17 protein-coding genes are annotated in these 21319 nt (G+C 67.3%); 10 read left to right on the plus strand and 7 right to left on the minus strand.

Annotated features, from left to right (window positions below; translation table 11 throughout):
• Positions 1–11: 11 nt before the first annotated feature.
• Positions 12–245, minus strand: coding sequence for a hypothetical protein (locus tag AC1EJR_RS05605; RefSeq protein ID WP_477113086.1), 234 nt, complete (start codon positions 243–245; stop codon positions 12–14).
• A gap of 132 nt (positions 246–377) precedes the next feature.
• On the opposite strand from AC1EJR_RS05605, the gene AC1EJR_RS05610 reads away from it, so the two are divergent.
• From AC1EJR_RS05610 to AC1EJR_RS05630, 5 genes are all read left to right on the plus strand, one after another.
• Positions 378–1304, plus strand: coding sequence for an alpha/beta hydrolase (locus AC1EJR_RS05610; protein WP_454757979.1), 927 nt, complete (start codon positions 378–380; stop codon positions 1302–1304).
• Between the two features lie 10 nt (positions 1305–1314).
• The gene (locus tag AC1EJR_RS05615; RefSeq protein ID WP_441592826.1) at positions 1315–3381 is read left to right on the plus strand and encodes a penicillin-binding protein 1A; all 2067 of its coding nucleotides are present in this window, start codon (positions 1315–1317) and stop codon (positions 3379–3381) included.
• 21 nt (positions 3382–3402) lie between these two features.
• Positions 3403–4671 carry an arsenic transporter gene (locus tag AC1EJR_RS05620; protein WP_092294574.1) on the plus strand — a complete coding sequence of 423 codons (1269 nt, stop codon included), beginning with the start codon at positions 3403–3405 and terminating at the stop codon, positions 4669–4671.
• A gap of 90 nt (positions 4672–4761) precedes the next feature.
• Complete coding sequence (folE, locus tag AC1EJR_RS05625) at positions 4762–5487, plus strand: GTP cyclohydrolase I (RefSeq protein WP_092294572.1); 726 nt, start codon at positions 4762–4764, stop codon at positions 5485–5487.
• A 10-nt stretch (positions 5488–5497) separates the two neighbouring features.
• Positions 5498–5947: a BLUF domain-containing protein gene (locus AC1EJR_RS05630; protein WP_477110141.1), complete on the plus strand. Its 450-nt coding sequence runs from the start codon at positions 5498–5500 to the stop codon at positions 5945–5947.
• A gap of 62 nt (positions 5948–6009) precedes the next feature.
• On the opposite strand, the gene AC1EJR_RS05635 is transcribed toward AC1EJR_RS05630, so the two are convergent.
• On the minus strand, positions 6010–6261 hold the full coding sequence (locus tag AC1EJR_RS05635; RefSeq protein ID WP_092294568.1) for a hypothetical protein: 252 nt from the start codon (positions 6259–6261) through the stop codon (positions 6010–6012).
• Positions 6262–6835: 574 nt separating this feature from the next.
• On the opposite strand from AC1EJR_RS05635, the gene AC1EJR_RS05640 reads away from it, so the two are divergent.
• From AC1EJR_RS05640 to AC1EJR_RS05650, 3 genes are all read left to right on the plus strand, one after another.
• Entirely contained in the window at positions 6836–7480 is a 645-nt protein-coding gene (locus tag AC1EJR_RS05640) for a response regulator (protein WP_092294566.1), read from the plus strand.
• Positions 7481–7486: 6 nt separating this feature from the next.
• Positions 7487–10918: an ATP-binding protein gene (locus AC1EJR_RS05645; RefSeq protein WP_477113088.1), complete on the plus strand. Its 3432-nt coding sequence runs from the start codon at positions 7487–7489 to the stop codon at positions 10916–10918.
• 129 nt (positions 10919–11047) lie between these two features.
• On the plus strand, positions 11048–12448 hold the full coding sequence (locus AC1EJR_RS05650) for an MFS transporter (protein ID WP_092294562.1): 1401 nt from the start codon (positions 11048–11050) through the stop codon (positions 12446–12448).
• A gap of 365 nt (positions 12449–12813) precedes the next feature.
• Here the strand turns inward: AC1EJR_RS05650 and AC1EJR_RS05655 are convergent, their stop codons facing one another.
• Positions 12814–15504 carry a glycoside hydrolase family 18 protein gene (locus AC1EJR_RS05655; protein ID WP_092294560.1) on the minus strand — a complete coding sequence of 897 codons (2691 nt, stop codon included), beginning with the start codon at positions 15502–15504 and terminating at the stop codon, positions 12814–12816.
• 557 nt (positions 15505–16061) lie between these two features.
• Between AC1EJR_RS05655 and AC1EJR_RS05660 the strand changes: the two genes are divergently transcribed.
• Positions 16062–16805 carry a winged helix-turn-helix domain-containing protein gene (locus AC1EJR_RS05660; RefSeq protein ID WP_177219913.1) on the plus strand — a complete coding sequence of 248 codons (744 nt, stop codon included), beginning with the start codon at positions 16062–16064 and terminating at the stop codon, positions 16803–16805.
• Between the two features lie 9 nt (positions 16806–16814).
• Here AC1EJR_RS05660 and AC1EJR_RS05665 read toward each other — a convergent pair whose 3' ends face one another.
• The 4 genes from AC1EJR_RS05665 to AC1EJR_RS05680 form a co-directional block, all read right to left on the minus strand.
• Positions 16815–17792 carry a Bug family tripartite tricarboxylate transporter substrate binding protein gene (locus AC1EJR_RS05665; RefSeq protein WP_477105308.1) on the minus strand — a complete coding sequence of 326 codons (978 nt, stop codon included), beginning with the start codon at positions 17790–17792 and terminating at the stop codon, positions 16815–16817.
• 98 nt (positions 17793–17890) lie between these two features.
• Positions 17891–18703, minus strand: a complete 813-nt coding sequence (locus AC1EJR_RS05670) for an SDR family oxidoreductase (RefSeq protein WP_092294554.1) — start codon at positions 18701–18703, stop codon at positions 17891–17893.
• A gap of 50 nt (positions 18704–18753) precedes the next feature.
• Complete coding sequence (locus AC1EJR_RS05675; RefSeq protein ID WP_092294552.1) at positions 18754–19596, minus strand: IclR family transcriptional regulator; 843 nt, start codon at positions 19594–19596, stop codon at positions 18754–18756.
• A 148-nt stretch (positions 19597–19744) separates the two neighbouring features.
• Positions 19745–20596: a LysR substrate-binding domain-containing protein gene (locus AC1EJR_RS05680; RefSeq protein ID WP_092294550.1), complete on the minus strand. Its 852-nt coding sequence runs from the start codon at positions 20594–20596 to the stop codon at positions 19745–19747.
• Between the two features lie 97 nt (positions 20597–20693).
• Here AC1EJR_RS05680 and AC1EJR_RS05685 point away from each other — a divergent pair, with 97 nt between their 5' ends.
• The gene (locus tag AC1EJR_RS05685) at positions 20694–21314 is read left to right on the plus strand and encodes a LysE family translocator (RefSeq protein WP_477107269.1); all 621 of its coding nucleotides are present in this window, start codon (positions 20694–20696) and stop codon (positions 21312–21314) included.
• Positions 21315–21319 lie beyond the last annotated feature (5 nt).

Raw genomic sequence — 21319 nt, forward strand, 5'->3', positions numbered from 1 at the left:
GTGACAGGGAGTCAGCGGTTGCCGTCGAGCAGTTCGGTCAGCAGATCGTCGAAGCCGGCCTGTGCGTCTTCGAGCGCCTGGAGCGCGGCGTCGAAGGTCTGGAGCGCCATCTTCGACGGCTTGCCGCTGCCCTGCGGCGGATACTGGCTCTGCAGCGCGGCAAACGCCACCTGTACCTGGCGCGTGGCGTTGACCACGCGTTCCATCGCCTCGTTTTCTTCCGCGCGCTTCTGTTCGTCGTTCATGCCAAGGTTCCTTCCATGTTTGTGAGGCGTATCGTACAAGAACTCGGCGGCGCCTCTGGCGGTCGAACGCCCTCATCCCTCAAAATCAGGTAGCTTCGTCGCCACCTGCCGCCGCGCCTGCCCCATCGCCCCATGTCTGACCTTGACGCCCCCCGCCTCACCACGCTGCTCCGCCGCTCGGTCGCCGCCACGCTGCTGACCGCCGGCGGCTTTGTCTGCTACTGGACCTACCTGGCCGTGAACCAGGAAAAGCTGCTGTTCGATGCCCGCCGGCGCCCGCCGCGCGACCTGCCCGAAGGCATCGTCGCCTATTCGCACACCGTGCCGGGCGGCCTGTTCCGGGGCTACGTCTACCACGCGGACCACGAAGGCGTGCGGGACCTGCTGTTCTACCTGCCGGGCCGTGGCGAGGACGTGCTGGAAACCCTGCAATACGTGAAGTGGCTGGCGCCGGGCATGGGCTTCGCCACATTCGACTATCGCGGCCTGGGCCATTCTGACGGCATGCCTTCAGAGGCCGCCGCCGTGGCCGATGCCAGCCAGTTCCTGCTCCATATCCGCCGCGCCTTTCCCGGCGTGCGCGTGCACGTGGTGGGCCGCTCGCTCGGGACCGGGGTGGCCATCCAGCTCGCCGATCTGCAGGATTTCGAAAGCCTGCAGCTGATCACCCCCTACGACTCGCTGCTGGAAATCGTCCGCAAGCGCTTTCCGCTGGTGCCGCTGCGCCAGCTCATGCGTCACCATTTCGACTCGATTTCGCACTGCAAGAAGGTCGTGCAGAGCACCAAGGTGCTGCTGGCCGAGACGGACGACGTGGTCCCGCACGAGTGCTCGGAACGGCTGATGGCGGCCTGGCCGGGGCCGGTTTCGCTCCAGACCATTCCCGGCGTGGACCACTTCACCATCGTCGAACGGCCCGAGACGTGGCAGGCCCTCTGCGAATTCGCGCAACAAGTGCCTCATCATCCACACGAACGACCGACCGTCCGTGTGGATAAGGTGCCACCCACCGATCATTCAGATACCGGAGTGGCGTTGCCGCTACCTGCAGCACGGTAGAATGCGCGCCATGAAAAGATTTGCAGTCAAGGCTGCCGCCGTCACCGCGGCGCTGGCAGCGAGCGGCGTGTTGCTCGCCGGTTTTGCCGCGGTCATCAGCCTGCGGCAGCTCCCCAATGTCGATGCCTTGCGCGACTACCGCCCCGACGTGCCGCTGCGTGTCTACACCAGCGACGACGTGCTGATCGGCGAGTTCGGCACCGAGCACCGCGAGTTCATCCCGATCGAGCACGTGCCGCAGCGCATGTCCAATGCACTGCTCGCCGCCGAGGACGACCAGTTCTTCCATCATGTGGGCGTGGACGTGCCGGGCCTGTTCCGCGCCGCGCTGGCCAATCTGGGCGAAGGCTACGCGCAGGGCGCCTCCACCATCACCATGCAGGTGGCGCGCAATTTCTACCTCTCGCGCGAGAAAACGCTGTCCCGCAAGTGGTACGAGATCCTGCTGGCCTGGCAGATCGACCGCACGCTGCCCAAGGCGCGCATCCTCGAGCTGTACATGAACCAGGTCTACCTGGGCGAGCACGCCTACGGCTTTGGCAGTGCCGCGCAGACCTACTTCGGCAAGCCGCTCGCGGCGTTGTCGCTGGCGGAGTCCGCGATGCTGGCCGGGCTGCCCAAGGCGCCCTCCACGATGAATCCGGTGGTCAACTTCCCGCGCGCCAAGCGGCGGCAGGAGTACGTGCTGGGGCGCATGCTGGCGCTCGGCATGATCAACCAGGATGAATACCGCGAGGCGCGCGCGGCCCGGCTGGTGGTCAGCAACGCCGGCAATGGCCGCTTCGCGGGCCATGCCGAGTACGTGGCCGAACTCGCCCGGCAACTGGCGCACGACCGCTTTGGCGACGACGCCTATACACGCGGGCTGAATGTCTACACCACGGTGTCGTCGATGCGCCAGACGCTGGCCTACGACGCCGTGCAGGCCGGCCTGGAGCGCTATGGCAAGCGCCACGGCGCCAAGCCTGCCGATGCCCCTAACGCCGCCCTGCCCCAGGCCGCGCTGGTCTCGCTGGACAGCCGCACCGGCGCCATCGAGGCCATGATCGGCGGCGCGGACTTCGCCACCAATCGCTTCAACCACGCCACGCAGGCCCAGCGCCAGCCCGGCTCGACCTTCAAGCCCTTTATCTATTCCGCGGCGCTGGAGCGCGGCATCTCGCCGGCCACGCTGATCAACGACGCGCCGCTGGACAATCCGCGCTGGCAGCCGTCGAACGACGACAACCGCTTCGTGGGCCCGATCACGGTGCGCCAGGCGCTGGCCGAGTCGCGCAACCTGCCGGCCATCCGCACCTTGCAGGCCGTGGGCGTGCCGTACGCCATCGAGCATGCCGGCAAGTTCGGTTTCGCCACCAAGCGGCTGCCGCCCTACCTGCCGCTGGCGCTGGGTACCGGCAGCACCTCCCCGCTGCGGCTGGCGGCCGCCTATGGCGTGTTTGCCAACCACGGCCATCGCGTGGAGCCGTACCTGATCGACAAGATCACCGATGGCGAAGGCAACGTGCTGTTTACCGCCGGCACGGGCGATGCAGGTGCGGAACCGCCGCAAGTGATTTCCGCGCGCAACGCTTTCGTGATGGACAGCCTGTTGCAGAGCGTGGTCGATGCCGGCACCGGCAACGGCGTGCGGCGCTACCTGCGGCGCGGCGACATCGCCGGCAAGACCGGTACGACCAACGATGCCGTGGACGGCTGGTTCGCCGGCTATGCGGCCGACGTGGTCACGGTGACGTGGATGGGCTTCGACGACAACCACAGCCTGGGCCGGCACGAGTTCGGCGCCACCACGGCGCTGCCGATCTGGGCCGCCTATATGGAAGGCCGGCTGGCCGGCGTGCCGGAAGCCCCCTTCCCCCCGCCTGCGGACCTCGCCAAGTTCAACGGCGACTGGGCCTATGCCGAGAACGCGGACGGCGCGCACGGCATCGCGGCGCTGGGCTTCCCGCCCCCGCCAGCGGTGGCGGACCTGCCTGCCGATGCCGGCGTGCCGGTGACGCCGGGCCCGGCCGGCCCCACGCCCGCCGCGACCAGTTTGCCGCCCGCTGCCCTGGCCAGCCCCGCCGCGCCGCTCTGAACCGACGACACGCTCCCTCCCATGCCCGGTGAACATGCCTCGATGATCTGGACGGTGGCCGCGGCGGCCACCGCCGGCGTGCTGCTGCGTCCGTTCCGTCTGCCCGAAGCCTTCTGGGCCATGGCCGGCGCGCTGCTGCTCTGCGTGGCGGGCCTGCTGCCCTGGCGCGAGGCGCTGGCCGCCGTGGCGCGCGGCAACGACGTCTACCTGTTCCTGGCCGGGATGATGCTGATCTCGGAACTGGCCCGCAAGACCGGCCTGTTCGACCATGTGGCCGCGCTGGCCGTGCGCGGCGCGAGGGGCTCGGCGCGCCGGCTGTTCCTGCTGGTCTACGGCTTCGGCACGGCGGTCACGGTGTTCATGTCGAACGACGCCACCGCCGTGGTGCTGACGCCGGCGGTGCTGGCGGCCACGCGCGCCGCGCGGGTCAAGCATCCGCTGCCCTACCTCTACGCCTGCGCATTCATCGCCAACGCGGCGAGCTTCGTGCTGCCGATCTCGAATCCGGCCAATCTCGTGCTGTTCGGCGAGCGGATGCCGCCGCTGGCGGGCTGGCTCGCACGCTTCACACTGCCGTCCGTGGTCGCCATCGTCATGACCTTCGTCGTCCTGTACTGGACGCAGCGCCATGCGCTGGCGGAACGCATCGATTCAGACGTACCCGTGCCGCCGCTGACGCCGCAGGCATGGCTGACCACGCTCGGCATCGTCGGTACCGGGCTGGCGCTGCTGGTGGCCTCGCTGCGCGGCCAGGACCTGGGTTGGCCGAGTTGCCTCGGCGGGCTGGCCACGCTGGCCGCCGTCTGCGCCACGCGGCCCCGCCTGCTGGTGCCGGCGCTGAAAGAGGTTTCCTGGGGCGTGCTGCCGCTGGTGGCGGGGCTGTTCGTGCTGGTGGCGGGCCTGGAACGCACCGGGCTGGTCGATACGCTGGCGCACTGGGTGCGCGATCTTTCCACGATGTCCGCGCAGGGTGGCCCGGCCGGCCTGCTCGGTGCCGGGCTGGCCGGCGTGATGGTGGGCGTAATCAGCAATATCGTGAACAACCTGCCGGCGGGGCTGCTGTCGGCCTCGGCGCTGGCGGCCGGCCACGCCTCGGACACCGTGACGGCAGCGGTGCTGATCGGCGTGGATCTGGGCCCGAACCTCTCCGTTACCGGCTCGCTGGCCACGCTGCTGTGGCTGACCGCCCTACGGCGTGAGGGCCATGCCGTGGGCGCCGGCACATTCCTGAAGACTGGCGCCCTTGTCATGCCGCTGGCGCTGCTGCCGGCACTGGCCGTGCTGCGCTAGCCGGTTTGCCCACGCGGATGGGGCCGGTTGTGGCGCCCTGCCATCTGCCATATAGTGAAGCACCGCGCACCACTGCCCCAGCACCCGCTCATGCCACACAAGGATCATTCCGGGGATTCCCTCCCCGCGCCCGCCTCCACACCAGTCTCGGAACGCATCCGGGGCCGCCTGCAAGCCGCCGGCGAGCGTTTCCACGCCAACGACAACATCGCCCGCTTTATCGAGCACGGCGAGCTGGACGCGTTGCAGGCCGAAGTCGAGGCGCGCATGGAAGAGGTGCTGCGCACGCTCGTCATCGACGTGGACCAGGATCACAACACGCGCGAGACCGCGCGCCGCGTGGCCAAGATGTACCTGAAGGAGATTTTCGCGGGCCGCTACGCCAAGGCGCCGGAGGTCACCGAGTTTCCGAACGTCGAGCAGCTCAACGAACTGATGATCGTGGGCCCGATCCGCGTGCGCAGCGCGTGCTCGCACCACCTGTGCCCGATCATCGGCAGTCTCTGGGTCGGCGTGATGCCGAACCGCCATTCCAACCTGATCGGCCTGTCCAAGTACGCGCGCATGGCCGAATGGATCATGTGCCGTCCGCAGATCCAGGAGGAAGCGGTGGCGCAGATCGCCGATCTGCTCCAGGAGAAGATGAACCCCGATGGCCTGGCCATCGTCATGGAGGCCGAGCATTTCTGCATGCACTGGCGCGGCGTGCGCGACACCGACGCCAAGATGACCAACAGCGTCATGCGCGGCTCGTTCCTCAAGGACGACAAGCTGCGCCGTGAGTTCCTGACGCTGCTCAACCTGAATCGCCGCTGAGGATTTGCCGATGCTAGTCCGCCTGATCTACGCCAGCCGCGCCAGCGCGCCGATGGAACCGGCCATGCTGGACGATATTCTCGAAACCAGCCTCGCGCAGAACCTGCTCCATGGCATTACCGGGGTGCTCTGCCACGGCAACGGGGTGTTCCTGCAGGCGCTCGAAGGCGACCGCGAGGCGGTTTCGCGCCTGTACCTCAGCATTGGCCGGGACAAGCGCCACCACGACGTGGTGCTGCTGCACTACGAGGAAATCGCCGAGCGGGCCTTCGCGGGCTGGTCGATGGGCCGCGTCAACGCGAGCAAGATCAACGCCGCCACGCTGCTGCGCTACTCCGCCCAGGGCGAGCTGGACCCGTGCCGGATGCCCGGCGCGTCGTCGCTGGCGCTGCTGAAGGAGTTGATCGCGGGCGCCGCCATTGTCGGCCGCGCGCCGGAACGCGGGCGGCACACGTCCTAGCGTCGGTCAGGACGCTGGCAGGCTGGCACTCCTGGGTGCCTGATCATGCACCGCCAGCGCCGTCAGACCGAGACCTGGCCGAACAGGCCGCACTCGAGATCGCTCTCGAACTCCTCGACCCATACGTTGCCGGGGCTGGCGTCGTAGACGCTTTCGGCCCCGGTGCGCTGCCTTCGCACGGTGACCTGCCGGGCCGACGTGCCATTGACGTCTGAGATCTCGAACTCTTGTGACGCAAGACCGACTTGCCGGAACACGGCCTCGACGTCTTGCCGTTCATGGGCGGGAAACTCGGAGAATGGGCGGTTTGCCATGGCACACCTCACCGTGGAAGAGCGTCGCGCCAGGATTGCGCGAGCGCCGCCACAGCATGCCACCAATCTGCCCGGCACGTGATGGCGGGCCAATGACCCCAATGGCGGTAGATGTATTCCCGGCGGGCCCTGGCGGGCGCCGCCCGGCACCGCCCCCTTCGCCAGCACCATCCCAGCCCCTTTCCAGCCCCACGCCAGACTGCGAACAGCGTCGAGTAGAAATCGATGATGCAATCAATTTTTCGCCAAATTACGATTCTCTTCGTATCGAATTTATTGCGAAAATATCTTATCTTTCCGAATCTGAAATCGCCGGCGTCAACAATCTGCAAAGGGTCGATCATCGCGTTCCACGCCGCGGCATTGCAACAACACTGTTGCAATTGTCATGGACTTCGCAGATACGTCATCGATATCGGACTGGTCCTAATTCATCGGAAATTCAAGATAGACATCATCGATATCCAGCAGGCATTTTCCTAAGCATTGCGAAAGCACTACACTTCACGCAACGCGCTGTCATTTCACTGTTTTATACCGAATGCGCTGCCAGTCAGCGAGAGGAAATCGAGGCATGTCCGGAAGAATCATTCGAGTTGCACTGGCCGATGATCACCCACTCGTGGTGGCAGCCCTGCGAGACTGCTTCCAGCGCACGCCTGGCTTTGTCATTGCGTGCGAATGCACGAATGGCAGCGAGCTGACCAGCGCCCTGAGCCACACCCCGGCGGACGTCGCCGTGACCGATTTCAGCATGGGCCACGGCGACCGCTCGCTGGACGGCTTCAACCTGCTGCGCCGGCTGGTGCGGCTGCATCCGAAGACGCCGGTCGTCGTGATCAGCGCCCAGACCAATACCGGTGTCATTCATCGCTCGATGAAACTCGGCGCGCGCGCCTTCGTGAGCAAGGAGGACGATCCGCACGAGGTGATCCGCGCGTGCATCCAGGTCACGTCCACCAGCGGCGATTTCTTTTCCCCCTCCATCCGCGCCGTGCTGGAGGCCGCGAGCACCGCCGCGCCATCCACCGAACTGACCGTGCGCGAACTGGAGATCGTGCGGCTCTACGCGCAGGGGCTGCAGCTCAACGAGATTGCCAGCAAGCTCGGCCGCTCGGTCAGCACGGTCTCGAGCCAGAAGACCGTGGCCATGCGCAAGCTCAGCATCCAGACCAACACGGACCTCATCCGGTATGCCTACGAGCACGGGTTGATCTGATCCTTCATGCAGCAGATTCTCGACCGCACGCAAGAGTCGCTCGCCCAGGCCTTCGCCTCGCTCGCGCGCAATGCCCGGCGGCAGCAGCACCTCTACTACACCACCATCGGCCTGCTGATCGCCATTGTCGTCGTCTCCGCGGTGCTGCTTGCCGTGCTGGCGGCGGCGCGGGAGATCGACTACCGTCGCGGGCATGTCGCCCAGTATGTCAGCGCAATCTCGCTGCAATTGCAGGGCGAGGCGACCTTCCTGCGGCGCACCGCCCTGACCGTGGTGAATGTGCAGCGGTACCGGCCGGCCCCCAACCCGGCGCACGCCGATGCCGACCTGCCCCGGGCGCTGCTCCAGCAGGTCCACGCCAGCGGGATTGCCTCGCCGCCCGACGGCCGCTACACCCTGCTGATTCCCCCCGAGACGCGCGCCGCCTGGGGTGCGGCGCTGCCTGATCGACTCTGGCAACTGCAGCAGGTAGCCAATGCCGCGCTGACCACCCAACAGGCGCTCGATCTCCATCACCCGGCCTATATCGTCGATGCCGACGCGGCCTACGCGATCGTCCTGTCGCCGGGCAGTACCTCGGCCACGGCCCTTGCGCTGCAACCGGGGCTTGTGACGACGTTGCGCGACAGCTTCGCCGAGGCGCTGCGGGCTTTGCCCGCCGGCCCGGCGCCGGGCACGCGAGGGGAGCCCCGCTGGATCGGCCCGACCGTCGACCCCATGCTCCAGTTGCCAGCGATGACGGCCCTCATGTCCGTTAGCGACGGGGAACGACCCGTCGCCTTCGTCGCCGCGAGCGTCCCGGTGGGCGCTTTCCTTGCCCAGTTGCAGCGGCCCAGCGACCCCGCCACCTTGATGCTGGTGAACCACGCGCAGGCGCAGATCGACGTGTCACCGCCGTCCCCGCCCGCCCCGCCGGCGGTGGTTCGGCGCATCTTGACTGACGCGCGCGATCGCTCGTCCGACGCCTTTGCCTTCACCCGCGCCGGTATGGTGCTGATCCAGCCGCTGGGTCACGGCTTCGGCGCGCTGGTCTATCTGCTCTCGTACGGCCTCCTGTTCAGCGCCGTGGCGCAGGCGCTGGGGCTGATCGGTCTGATCGGGGCGCTGCTGATCGCTGCCATTGTCGTGACGGCGCGATATTGGGATGTTCACCTGCTGCGCCGCAGCCACGCGGAAGCCGCCCGTGCGCTGGAGAGCGAGACGATCAACCATATCCTGGTCAGCGCCACGCCGATCGGGCTGTGCATCGTCCGGCTCCAGGACGACGTGGTGCTGACGTCGAATCAGGTCGCCGATTCGCTGTTGAGCCTGAACAAGGGCGGCCGGCTGCCCGCGCACGTGGTGCAGGCGCTGCGGCATGGCGCACGCCGTGACACGCCGGGCGATATCGTGTCGGTCGCGCAGGTGGTGGTACCCGCCCGGGAGCCGGACGACGCCCCCAAGCCGCACGACGAAGCACAGCAGTTCCTCCAGATCACGCACGCGCGCGCCCGGTATCAGGAGGAGGACGTGCTGTTCTGTGCGATCCAGGACGTGACGGCGCAACAGCAGATCGAGCACGAACTGCGCGCGGCACAGCAGACCTCCGAGGCGATGATGCGGGCCCGCTCGAACTTCTTCGCGTCGATGAGCCACGAGATCCGCACGCCGCTGAATGCACTGCTCGGCAACCTCGAACTGCTGGCGCGCGACGAGGGCCTGGAAGCCCACGCGCCGCGCCTGCGCGCGCTGAACGCGGCGTCGGAGGGCTTGCGGCGCATCGTCAACGACATCCTCGATTTCTCCAAGATCGACGCCGGCGAGATGACGCTGGCCGCAGCGCCGTTCCGGCCCATCGACGAACTGGAAAGCGTGGCGCTGGCCTTCGCCCCGCTGGCGGCGGACCGGCCGATCCGCTTCCATGCCAACCTGATGCCGTCGCTCGATACCGTGCTCGTGGGCGATCGGACCCGGCTGGCGCAGATCGCCAACAACCTGCTCAGCAACGCGTTCAAGTTCACGTCCTGCGGCAAGATCACGCTGGCCGCCGAGGTCGGCACCGATCCCCGGGGCAGGACGACGCTGGTGTGCCGCGTGCTGGATTCCGGCGTCGGCATGCCGCCCGAACTGGTCGCGCGGGTGTTCCAGCCATTCGTGCAAGGGGACGCCGGAGCGACCAGCCGCCATGGCGGGACGGGCCTCGGGCTGTCCATCTGCGCCCGGCTTTGCGAACTGATGGACGGCCGCATCGCCGTGGAGAGCGTGGAGGGCGTCGGCACGGCGTTCACCGTGGCGATTCCGCTCGAACGGGCCGCCGGCTGGGCCGCCCAGCCCCCGCCCGCGCCGGGCGGCCGCGCCATGGTCCTGTGCCAGGAAGCCGAGTCCGGCGAGGCCATCGACGCCTGGCTGCAATCGGCCGGATGGCAAACCCATGTCGCGTACACCCTGGGCGGCGCGCTGGCATACCTGCGCGGGAACCGGCCCCATGTACTGGTCGCAACCGGGGACTACGGCCTGCCGGAGCTCGCGGCCCTGCGCGAGATCCGCCCTGCCGGCGTGGCGTGGCTCACGCGCAACGGTCCTGATCGTCCCGCGCGCCGTGCACCGGGCGTGCTTGAGGCGATGGTTTACAGCCACAGCGCGATCTTTGCAGCCATCGAGGCGGCGCTGGGCGATTCCGGCGAGGATGAGGGCGACGCCGACAATGCAGAGGACGAAGCCTCGGCAGCCCTCGCCAACGATGACAACCCCGCCCCGGGCCGGACGATCCTGGTCGTGGAGGACAACGCGCTGAACCAGACGCTGGTCGCCGAACAGTTGCAGACGCTGGGCTGGCATCCGGTGGTGGTGGGCGACGGGCGTCAGGCGCTGGCGATGCTGGAGCAGATGTCCGCCGAGCCCGACCTCGTGCTGACAGACATCCACATGCCGGTGATGGATGGCTACGCGCTGCTCGAGTCCCTGCGGCGCACGCGGCCCGCCCTGCCCGTGCTCGCCTTCAGCGCCGTGACCCAGACCGGACAGGCCGTGGATTGGGATACGCTGGGCTTCGCTGGCCATATCGGCAAACCTGCCTCGCTGCGGGAGATGGAACAGGTGCTGCGGACGTTCGCGATGCCGCTCCCCTCGGCACCGGCCGCGCCACCGGCCCCGCCCGTGCTGCCGCCCGCCGACATCTCGCGCTACCAGTCGCTGCTGCGCGAACACCTGCAGACCGATCTGCCCGACCTCACCCGGATCATCGCCGCGCACGACCCCGCCGGGTTGCGGCACTGGGCGCACCGGTCGGCGGGCGCGTTCCAGATCGTCCAGGCCCACGATATCGTGGGCGTGTGCCGAAACGTCGAACACCTGTGCGAGGCCGCTGCCACGTGGACGCCCGAGGTGGCTGGCCTCGCCGACCAGCTCCATACCGTGGTGCAGCACTATGCCGAGGGCGACACCGCGCCGCAGGTCTGAGGCCACCCGCGCCTACCACAAAAGCGCGATTTGCGGGGACGGCGGCACCGGACGATAATGGCGCGGCCGCGCCGGTCCGGTTCCCCCGGGGCCGGGGCGCGGCACGAATACGCCAGTCGCCCCCCTTTCATGCCGCCCGATCAAGGTCTTCCCCAGCCCCAGCGCACCTGGGCCATCCTCACGGTTTTCTGCGGCCTGATCATGGCCGTGCTGGACGGCTCCATCGCCAATATCGCGCTGCCGTCCATCTCGCGGGCGCTCGATTCCGATCCCGCCCGGACCATCTGGGTCGTCAACGCCTACCAGCTCACGGTCACCGTCTGCCTGCTGCCGCTGTCGTCGCTGGGCGACATCCTCGGCTACAAGCGCGTGTACCGGGTCGGGCTGGCCACCTTCCTGGTCGGCTCGGTGCTCTGCGCACTGGCCACCAACCTGCCGATGCTGGTGGCGGCGCGGGTGCTGCAGGGCATTGGCGGCGCCGGCATCATGAGTGTGAACACCGCGCTGGTACGGTTCATCTACCCGCCGACCAAGCTCGGGCGCGGTATCGGGCTCAACGCGCTGGTCGTGGGGGTGACGATTGCGGTGGGCCCGTCGCTCGGCGCGCTGATCCTCGCCGTGGGCAGCTGGCCATGGCTGTTCGCCGTGAATATTCCCGTGGCGTTCGCCGCGCTGGCGATCTCGCGTACCGCGCTGCCGGAGACGCCCGCCCAGCCGCGCGAATTCGACTACCCCAGCGCCGTGCTGTCAGCCATCGTGTTCGGGATGTTTGTGCTGGGCGTGGACGCGCTCGGGCATGCCCCGCTGCGGCTGGCCGGCGCGGCGGGCCTGGTCGCGGCGATCGGGCTCGGCTGGCTGCTGGTGCGGCGCCAGCGCGGGCGCCTCGCGCCGCTCGTGCCGGTGGACCTGTTCGCCAGCCGGGCCTTCACGCTGGCGGTGGGCACGTCGTTCTGCTCGTTCATGACCCAGATGCTGGCGTTTGTGTCGCTGCCGTTCTATCTGGAATACCAGCTTGCACGCAGTCTCCAGGAGACCGGACTGCTGATCACGCCCTGGCCGCTGATGGTGGCCGCGATGGCGCTGGTATCGGGACGCCTCTCCGAGCGGTATCCGGCGTCGATCCTGGCCGGTGCCGGCCTGATCTGCCTGTCCGGCGGCCTGATCGGACTGGCCCTGCTCGGCAAGGATGCCTCCAGCCTCGACATCGCCTGGCGCACGGCGCTCTGCGGCATCGGCTTCGGGTTCTTCCAGTCGCCGAACAATCGCGCGATGATCACCGCCACGCCGCCCGAGCGCAGCGGCGGCGCGAGCGGCGCGCAAGCTACAACGCGACTGCTGGGACAGACCACCGGCACGGCCGTGGTGGCGCTGCTGTTCGGGCTCGATCCGACCGGCGCCGCGCGCGGCGCGCTGTGCGTGGCCGCGGCAGTCGCCGCCATCGGCGCCGCCATCAGCCTGAGCCGCCTGCGCAGCCAGGACGACGCGCGACCCGCGGTTGCCCGCCCGGAACCGCCGGAACCCGACGCGTAGGCGATAGCCTAGGGCCCCCGGCCGCCCTCACGATGGCGCGCCTGACCGTCAGGTTGATGGCGGGTCGGGCTGTCATCGTGCCGAAGGTCGGGCAGCATGATCTTGCCGTGCCCGCCGGCATCCTGCACGCGGTTGTGGTCGCCACGGATGCAGATCATCGTGCAGCCGGAGAGCGCCAGGAGGCATGCCGCGCACGCCCACCGGCTCCATCCCACCCACCACCTCCGCCGCCGCCGCAGTCTGGCCATGGCGCCTCGCCCCACATCAGGTAGCCCGAAACAAAAAAGCCGGGTGGGCGTCATCCTGCCGATGACCCGCCACCCGGAACCGCTACCGGGTCTTCACCCGGCCGTCTTCCCGGTTTGTCAGACCGGTCCCATGTCGTACCAGACCTTGGCGTCGCCCTCCGCATGGGTGGTCGTCACGTCAGGATCGCCCGGCTCCTGATCGGCGCCCGCCCACCACTTGGCCTTGTACTGATGCAGCCCCTGGCCCTGGTAGTTGTTGGTCACGATGGCATCGCCCGGATAGCCCTCGGGACGCCACGTGCCCTCGTCGCCGCTACTGCCGCCGGCCAGCACCAGGAGTTCCACGGTATCCGAGTCCCGGTCGCCGCTGCCGCCCGCGCCAGTCACCGTCACCGTCACCTGGATGGTGGTGTCGCGGTCGACGATCGGCGCGTTCCCGGTCACGGAGATCGTGTCGGCGCCATCGAACGACAGGCCGTTCGCGTCCCACGCATACAGCAGCGGCGCGGGGCCGGTCGAGTCGACGGCCGACAGCGAAATCGGCGCGCCCGCCTCCACCTGCAAGCGACCCGTGATCTTGGCCACCACCCCGCCGGACGGCGTCTCGCCAGGCACCACGGAGAGGAAGATCGCGCTCTGGTCGGTCTGCGTGCCATCGTTCACGGTCAGCTTGACCCAGTAGTCGGTCTGCTCGTCCACCGACGGTGCCGTACCCTCCACCAGCTCCTCGGTACTCCCGGAGAACGGCAGGCCCGGCGCGTCCCAGAGGTAGGTCAGCGGATCGTTGTCGGGATCGAACGACGCTTCCCCGGAGAGCGCGAAGGGCGTGCCGGCCTCCAGCACCACCGAAATGCGCGACGTGGGCGGCGCTGCGGTGCGCGCCTTGACCTTCAGCGTCTGTGTCGCCGTGCTGGTGCGGTTGCTCCCGTCACGCACGGTCAGCGTGATGGTGTACGAACGGGCCACGGTGGGCAGCAGGCCACCCACCGTCGACGTGGTCTTGTCGTCGATGAAGGTCAGGCCCGGCGCGCTCCAGCTGTACGTCAGGTCAGAGCCCACCGAACGCAGCGCCGTGAATTCCACGTCGTCGCCCTCGAACGCCTCCGTGGGGCCGTCGATCACCGCTACCGGCGCCCTGCCGCCGTCCTGCACGTTGATACCGGAGAAGTAGAACGGGTCCATGTCGACGACGCGCGTCTGCACGGGTGCGCCCAACCCCTCACGCGCGGCGTTGACCAGCACGCCGCTGTCCATGTCGATGGTCCACGTGAACAGGCCGCCGAGGTTGTGCTTGCGCACGTACTCGCCCTTGGCGTACACCGAGCGCGGGGTATCGACGGAGAGGAACAGGCCGCTCTCCGGGCTGTACAGATAGTCCGCGTCGGCCACCTCGTCCGTATAGACGTTGAAGCCGTTGATGCCGGTCTGGTGCTCCAGGTCGAGGTAGTTGTAGAGCAGGTCGAAGAATTCCGTGGTGCCCGACTCGAACGTGCCGGTGGTGGTGCCGGAGCCCGGGTTGTACGTACCCTGCAGCGGCGACCAGCTGTCGATCACGGCGTTGCGCCCGCTACGGCTGTAGGCGGCGAAGCCAATGTTGATATTGGTCGACGGCACGCCCTGTCCGAGCAGGTACTTCACGGCACGGTCAATGCTGTGGCCTTCGGGGTCCGCCGGATCGACATCGAACAAGTTCGAATGATGGGCGAGCTTGGGCGCCCACGGCGTGCCGAAGTAATCGTAGGTCATCAGGTTGATGCCTTCCACGCCCGACGCGATCATCCCCTTGATATCGGACGTCAGCAGCGTCGACATGGACGCGCCCGCGGCAATGCTGACCCGGATGCTTGGCAGGCGCTGCTTGAGTTCGCGCACCAGCGTCTGGAAGTTGCCAGCGTCCTCGGGGCCGTGCGGATTGCCGGCGCCCGCGTTGCCCGGATACTCCCAGTCCAGGTCGATCTCGGTGAACATCGGAAAACGCTGGACGATGAACGCCAGGCTGTCGATCAGCGTCTTGCGCTGGCTCGGATTCGCCGCCACTGCGTGGAACGCCTCGCTCATCGTCCAGCCGCCCAGACTGAGCGACAACTTCAGGTTGGGGTTCTTGTCCTTCAGCTTTTTCAGGCCGCCGAGCACGCCCTGGGCCTTGCTCTGGATGAAGAGATCCTGGTAGTCATTGCTGACCCAGCTGGTGAACCCCACGTTCAGGAACGACGCCACATCGCCCCAGGGATCAACGAAGGTGGCTTCGTGCAGCTTCTTGCCGAAGTCCACAGCGGCGTTGTCGATCACGTACTGCTTCTCGCCCTTGTCGCCGACGATGCCGGCGAAGCCGATGATGATCTTGTCGTAGGCGGCCGCGTTCACCAGCATCATGTCCAGGCCGCGCCCGGCCGATGCATTGTTGAAGTTGCCCTCGAGGCGACCGTCGTACTGCGACCAATCCGTGAAATACCCAAACACCTTCCTGCCTTGGGGCACGGCCCCGTAGGTGTTGTAGACACGCTTGACCACGCGCGTCGCCGTGTACGAATAGTCCTCGGTCTCCGTGGCCGGATCGAACTTGTTTTGCTGGTAAGTGCGCTCCGTGGCACCTACCGATTGCGGCTTGGCGGGATCGCCAGGGTCGCCGTTGTACACCAGCGCACTGCCGGCGCGCCCGCCCTTTAATGCTTGCCTGCGGCCCTTGAAGCGCGACAGCGGCGTTTTCGGCGGCGCCTGCTCATCGGGAGCCCCATTCCGATATCCCGTGGATGCGAATCCTGTCCGCCCTTGCTGGCCCGGGGTGCTGTTGTCCGATACTTTTGCCATGACTATCTGTCCTTGCAGAATTGGATGAATGCCGCCGGTTCCCTTCGCGTTGACAAAACCCTCGCCAGGCGGCCATGCCATCTTTCTCTCGGGCCAGACTTAATGACATGGAATGGGGATGGAATATTCTGTGTCAGGATTAATCGCAGGCTATAAAAAAAATCGATGCGAAGAATCATGTTTCTACGCCAAAAAAATGGATGACGTGGATTTCCGGGAATCCATCCGGTTATGCACTGGCAGTTTTGAGTGTGCGGACGCACAAGGATGCCGGACCCGAATGGGTTATGATCGCCGCCATAAGCGGGAACGCGCGATGTTAGAGAGTTCGCGCGCGGCGCTGGGTTACGCCGCGTGGACAACGTGAATTCCTGAAAAGAATGACGACAACCATTGCGCGTCCGGCCGCATTGTTTCAACCCCGTGTGATATTGCGCGTGCCCGGTGCGATGGCGTCACCCGCTCGGGGCACATCGCCGCGAAAATATCTTCCATGGGAGCCGGTGAATCGCGCCCGTACGCTTGTCGTCCATCGCAGACGACATGAGGGTTGCGAAATGATCCGTAATGGCGATTCGGTATTTTTTGACTGGGACAATGACCGCGTGATTCGCGGCGGCGTGGAGACAACGATAACCGGCCAGCAAAAGCGATTGCTGCGGTTATTGGTAGAGGAAAAACCAGCGGTTAAGCCGAAGGATTATTTACTGAATGGCGTCTGGGGCAAGCGTGCCGAACTGGTGGACGAGCTTTACCTCGTGCAACTGGTCTACCGGCTGCGCAAGGCACTGAGCGCCGTCGGTCTGGACGGGCACATCGTGACCGTGCCGCGCGAGGGCTACCGTTTCATCCCGGTGCCGAACACCGTGCTGGCGCCCGATCCCGCCGGCCAGGCCCGTGCGGAACTCGAACAGGCGCGCGGCCTGGCGCATGTGCTGGCCCGGCTGGGCATGCCGCCCGCCACCCAGCCCTTGCCGGCCACGGAGGACGACCTCCATGTCGATGAGACACAGGGCGTCATTTCCTACGGCGGGGTGGTCGCCAAGGTCACGCGCTTTGAGTTACGCCTGCTGGCCGCCTTGATCGAGCACCGCGACACCGTGATGTCGCGGCAGCAGATTATCGAGGCGGTGTGGGGCGCCGAGGCGATGGTCGATGAGAATTGCCTCACGCAGCTGGTGTCGCGGTTGCGGCGGGCGTTGCACCCGCTCGGCCTCGACAACTGCGTGGCGGCGGTGCCCAAGGTGGGCTACCGCTTCCGCCAGCAGGGGTATGGCGGGGCGCGCCCGCCCGCCATGTAGCGCCGCGCCTTACTCCGCCTTGGCGCCCGAGTCCTTCACCACCTTGGCCCATTTGGCGATTTCGCTACGCTGGTACGTGGCCAGCGCCTCGGGCGTTCCGAGCACGGGATCGAGCCCCAGCGTCTTCAGCTTGGCCTGCACGTCGGGCAGCTTGAAGATGCGGTTCAGCTCGGTGTTGAGCTTGGCCACCACGTCCTTGGGCGTGTTGGCTGGCGCGAAGACGGCGAACCAGGACTCGGCCTCGTAGCCGGGCAGGCCCTGCTCGGCAATGGTGGGGATGTCCGGCGCGGACGGCGAGCGCTTGGCGCTGGTCACGCCGAGCGCGCGCAGCTTGCCCTCCTTCACCACCGGCAGCGCCGAGGGCAGGTTGTCAAACATCATGGGAATGTGTCCGCCCAGCAGGTCCGGGATGGCCATCGCCCGGCCCTTGTACGGCACGTGGGTGATCTTGACTTGCGCCATCGTGTTGAACAGTTCCCCGGCCACGTGCAGTGACGTGCCGACACCGGGCGTGCCGAACTGCAGCGCGCCGGGCTTGGACTTGGCCAGCGCAATCAGCTCCTGCACGTTCTTGGCCGGCACGGACGGATTGACCACCAGCACATTGGGCGTGGACGCCAGCAGGATCACCGGCGCGAAGTCCTTGACCATGTCGTACGGCATCTTGCTGTACAGCGCGCCGTTGATCGAGTGGGTGCCGACAGTGCCGAGCGCCAGCGTGTAGCCGTCCGGCGCCGCGTGGGCCACGGCCTCGCCGCCGATGTTGCCGCCCGCGCCGGGCTTGTTGTCCACCACCACGGGCTGGCCCCACGACGGGGAGATCTTCTCGGAAAAAATCCGCGCGAGGATGTCCGGCGCGCCACCGCTCGGAAATCCCACCACCATGCGGATCGGCTTGTTCGGATAGTTCTGGGCCTGGGCCGCCCCCGGCACCGCGGAGAGCGCCGCCGTCACTGCCACGCCCGCCATCGTGGCCATGGCGGCCATAAAGCGGCGGCGCGGGTATACACGTACTCGCATGAAGTTGTCTCCTGATTGTCTTGTCTTTTTTTGGGATGGGCGGCGATCTTCTGCCGCCTGTCATCTTATACGGCGATATTTCCGAATTCCTTAGACACCTGGTCGTGCAGGCGGCGCATGCCGCGCAGCCAGCGGTCGTAATCCTGGCCCTTGCGGCGGTAGTACTCGAGCACCTCCGGGTGCGGCAAAATCAGGAAACTCTCATTGGCCACGCCTTCGAGCGTCTTCTCGGCAACATGCTCCGGCGTGACGGAACCTGCCTGCAGGAAGCCCTTGCGCTCGCCGCCCTCGCCAAACAGCATTTTGGTCTGCACGCCCTGCGGGCAGATGCAGCTGACCCGGATGCCCTGCTCTCCATAGGTAATCGACAGCCATTCCGCAAAGCCGATGGCCGCGTGCTTGGTCACCGCATAGGGCGCCGAGCCGATCTGCGACAGCAAACCCGCCGCCGACACCGTGTTGACGAAGTAGCCCTCGCCGCGCTCGAGCATCTGCGGCAGTACCGCCTTGGCCGCGTGGATATGGGCCATGACGTTGATCTCCCAGATGCGCTGCCATTCGGCGTCAGTGGCGTCCAGCCCCTTGCGCAGGATGATGCCGGCGTTCGAGCAGAAGATGTCTACCTGACCAAAGCGCTCCGTGGCCGTATCGACAAGCCCCTGCACGGCGGCCGCATCGGCAACATCCACGCGCTGGGCGAAGATCTGGCAGTCGGGCGCCGCCGCCGCGGCCTCGGCGGCCACCTGGGCAGCGCCGGCGTGGTCGATGTCCGCCACGGCCACGCCGCGCGCGCCGGCCTGTGCGAACGCCAGCACCAGCGCCCGGCCGATGCCCGTGCCGCCGCCCGTCACGATGACGGTCTTGTTACGAATCTCCATGCTTGTCTCCTCTTGGTGTTCGAATGTTCGAGCGTTCGCGTGTTCGGTCGTCAGGCCGCCTGCCAGAGCCGTGCGGCCAGCGTATCGGCCAGTTCGCGGATGCGCGGGCCGAGATTGGTTTCGAGAATTTCGGGCGAAAGACGCGTGGACGCCCCGCCGATATTGATCGACAGTACCTCCGCGCCATCCTGCAGGCGCACCGGCGCGGCCACGCCGCTGACCGTGCGGTCCCACTCCGCATGGGCCAGGCAGAAGCCGCGCCGCGCGTGGTCGCGCAAGGCGCGATCCAGCTTGGCGCGCAGACCCGGCCAGCGCGGGCCGTGGTGCCGCTCCAGTTCCGCCAGCACCGCCGTGCGGCGTGCCGGGGCCAGCCCGGCCAGCCACGCACGCCCGATGGCGGACGTGGCCATGGGCAGCCGCGAGCCCGGCGTCAGGCGCATAACCAGCGCGCCGCGCGGCTGGCAGACTTCCAGGTACAGCATGTCGTGGCGGTCCGGGGCCGCCAGCGCCACGGTGCAGTCGGTCGCGAAGGCCAGCGACTGCATCAGCGGCTGGGCAATGTCACGGATGCCTGCGCCGGAAAGGTAACGCTGCCCGGGCAGCATCGCGCCCTGCCCGATGCGGTACTTCTCCTGTCCCTCCACATAGACCAGATAGCCGAGACTCGCCAGCGTGTAGGTCAGCCGCGACACCGTGGGGCGCGGAATGCCGGTCCGGCGCGACAGCTCCGCATTGCCGAGGAAATCGTCATTCGGGCCGAACGCGCGCAGCAGCTCCAGCCCGCGCGCCAGCGCCGTCACGAAATTGCGGTCCTCGCCGTCAGCGGGATGGGCCGCGTCGCCGGACAGGAGTCCGGCATCGGCCGGTTGCGGAATCGAGGTGGTGCGCTTCATGGCAGATTCATAACAGTTTCCGCGCGGCGGCACGCCCGCTATGCAGCGAAAACATGTGACCCGGAAACGGCGCTTATGACAACCGGACAGTCAACGCGACGTGTCTTATAGATAGCTTTTAGCTGAGTGAGTACGCGTTCAAGAGCCCTCACCCCTTCAAATTAGCCAGCAACTGTTCGGCCAGGAAATCGCATGGCGGGCGGGCGGAGCCGGCGCTTCGGGCGAGGATCACTTCGAGCGGCGGCAGTTCCGGCAGCCCTTCCGCCGCCCCGAGGGCATCTAGCTGCGCCGGGATGCTGCAACGGGCGAGCGGGGCGACGGCCAGGCCGGCGTCGACCATGCTGATCAGGCCAAGCAGGCTCGGGCTCTCGTAGGACATGCGAAACGGGATGCCGGCCTGCTGCAGCGCGTGGATGGCGCTGGCGCGCCCCGCGCTGCCCTGCGGAAAGACGGCGATCGGCAATGGCCGCTCCTTCCAGATCTGGGTTGCCCCTCGCGCGGCCACCCAGTCCATCGGCTCATATCGGAGGAACTCGCCGCTCACGCCACGCGACCTGGTCATGCAGGCGAGGTCGAGCGTGTTGTCCTTCAGGAGGGGAACCAACGCGTGGCTGGGCATGCCGATGACGCGGATCTCCACGCGCGGATGGGCGGCTGCGAACTTGCGCAGGACGGAAGGCAGCAGGGACGACGCGTAGTCGTCCGGCACGCCAATCGTCACGCGGCCGCGAATCTCCGGCCGCACCACCGCCGACCAGGCCTCCTCGCGCAGGGCCAGCATCTGCCGGCCGTAGTCGGTGAGCATCCGGCCGTCGTCGGTCAGCGCGACGTTGCGGGTATTCCGCACGAACAGCGGCTTGCCCAGGACATCCTCGATCGCCTTGATCTGCATGCTGACGGCCGAGGGCGAGCGGTGCAGCGCCTCCGCCGCGCGAGCGAAGGAGCCCGCATCCGCCACGGCAACGATCATTTCCAGCACATCGAGGTCGAGCTTGCGCATGCGATTCAGATAATCTGATGAATCGCTTCAGTATATTCCGTTTTACTTAGGGATCGGTCCCCCCGACACTGTCTTCATCTCTCGGACGGTGGCAGACATGAAAGCAATGGTGGATTTCCTGGTGGTGGGCGGGCTGCTCGCCGTGACCCCGGGGCCGAACATGGTCTATGTGATGGCGCGCTCGGTTTCGCAAGGCACCCGGGCGGGCCTGATCTCGCTGGCGGGCGTCATGCTCGGTTATCTCTCGTACATGTTCGGCGCGGCCTTTGGCATCAGCGCGCTGTTCCTGGCGATACCCGGCGCCGCGCGCCTGCTGACGCTGTTCGGCAGCGGCTATTTGCTCTACATGGCGTGGCGGATCCTGCGCCCCGGCGGCCGTTCCCCGCTCCAGGTGGCGCAGGCGGATGCGCAGCCGACACGCAGGCTGCTGGCGATGGGGGCCGTGACCAGCCTGCTCAACCCCAAGCTCGCCCTGGTCTTCATCTCCGTGCTGCCGCAATTCATCGACTACCAGGCCGGCGACGTGCTGAGGCAATCGCTCACGCTGGGATTGGCGCTCACGGCCGCCTTTGCCTCGGTGAATGCCTGCGTGGCGATTGCTTCGGGAAGTGCGGCCACGGCGATGGCCGGCCGTCCGGGCCTGCTCACCGCCCAGCGCTGGATCGTTGGCGTGTTGCTGGTTGGCCTGGGCGTGAAGCTGGGCGTCCAGGCCTGGTAGGCAGC

The organism is Cupriavidus sp. 05T42 (assembly GCF_056396345.1).

Excerpts from the sequence above, each read along its gene's own strand:
- AC1EJR_RS05605 (WP_477113086.1), bottom strand. The coding sequence starts at position 245 with ATGAACGACGAACAGAAGCGCGCGGAAGAAAACGAGGCGATGGAACGC.
- AC1EJR_RS05610 (WP_454757979.1), top strand. The coding sequence starts at position 378 with ATGTCTGACCTTGACGCCCCCCGCCTCACCACGCTGCTCCGCCGCTCG.
- AC1EJR_RS05615 (WP_441592826.1), top strand. The coding sequence starts at position 1,315 with ATGAAAAGATTTGCAGTCAAGGCTGCCGCCGTCACCGCGGCGCTGGCA.
- AC1EJR_RS05620 (WP_092294574.1), top strand. The coding sequence starts at position 3,403 with ATGCCCGGTGAACATGCCTCGATGATCTGGACGGTGGCCGCGGCGGCC.
- folE (WP_092294572.1), top strand. The coding sequence starts at position 4,762 with ATGCCACACAAGGATCATTCCGGGGATTCCCTCCCCGCGCCCGCCTCC.
- AC1EJR_RS05630 (WP_477110141.1), top strand. The coding sequence starts at position 5,498 with ATGCTAGTCCGCCTGATCTACGCCAGCCGCGCCAGCGCGCCGATGGAA.
- AC1EJR_RS05635 (WP_092294568.1), bottom strand. The coding sequence starts at position 6,261 with ATGGCAAACCGCCCATTCTCCGAGTTTCCCGCCCATGAACGGCAAGAC.
- AC1EJR_RS05640 (WP_092294566.1), top strand. The coding sequence starts at position 6,836 with ATGTCCGGAAGAATCATTCGAGTTGCACTGGCCGATGATCACCCACTC.
- AC1EJR_RS05645 (WP_477113088.1), top strand. The coding sequence starts at position 7,487 with ATGCAGCAGATTCTCGACCGCACGCAAGAGTCGCTCGCCCAGGCCTTC.
- AC1EJR_RS05650 (WP_092294562.1), top strand. The coding sequence starts at position 11,048 with ATGCCGCCCGATCAAGGTCTTCCCCAGCCCCAGCGCACCTGGGCCATC.
- AC1EJR_RS05655 (WP_092294560.1), bottom strand. The coding sequence starts at position 15,504 with ATGGCAAAAGTATCGGACAACAGCACCCCGGGCCAGCAAGGGCGGACA.
- AC1EJR_RS05660 (WP_177219913.1), top strand. The coding sequence starts at position 16,062 with ATGATCCGTAATGGCGATTCGGTATTTTTTGACTGGGACAATGACCGC.
- AC1EJR_RS05665 (WP_477105308.1), bottom strand. The coding sequence starts at position 17,792 with ATGGCCGCCATGGCCACGATGGCGGGCGTGGCAGTGACGGCGGCGCTC.
- AC1EJR_RS05670 (WP_092294554.1), bottom strand. The coding sequence starts at position 18,703 with ATGGAGATTCGTAACAAGACCGTCATCGTGACGGGCGGCGGCACGGGC.
- AC1EJR_RS05675 (WP_092294552.1), bottom strand. The coding sequence starts at position 19,596 with ATGAAGCGCACCACCTCGATTCCGCAACCGGCCGATGCCGGACTCCTG.
- AC1EJR_RS05680 (WP_092294550.1), bottom strand. The coding sequence starts at position 20,596 with ATGCGCAAGCTCGACCTCGATGTGCTGGAAATGATCGTTGCCGTGGCG.
- AC1EJR_RS05685 (WP_477107269.1), top strand. The coding sequence starts at position 20,694 with ATGAAAGCAATGGTGGATTTCCTGGTGGTGGGCGGGCTGCTCGCCGTG.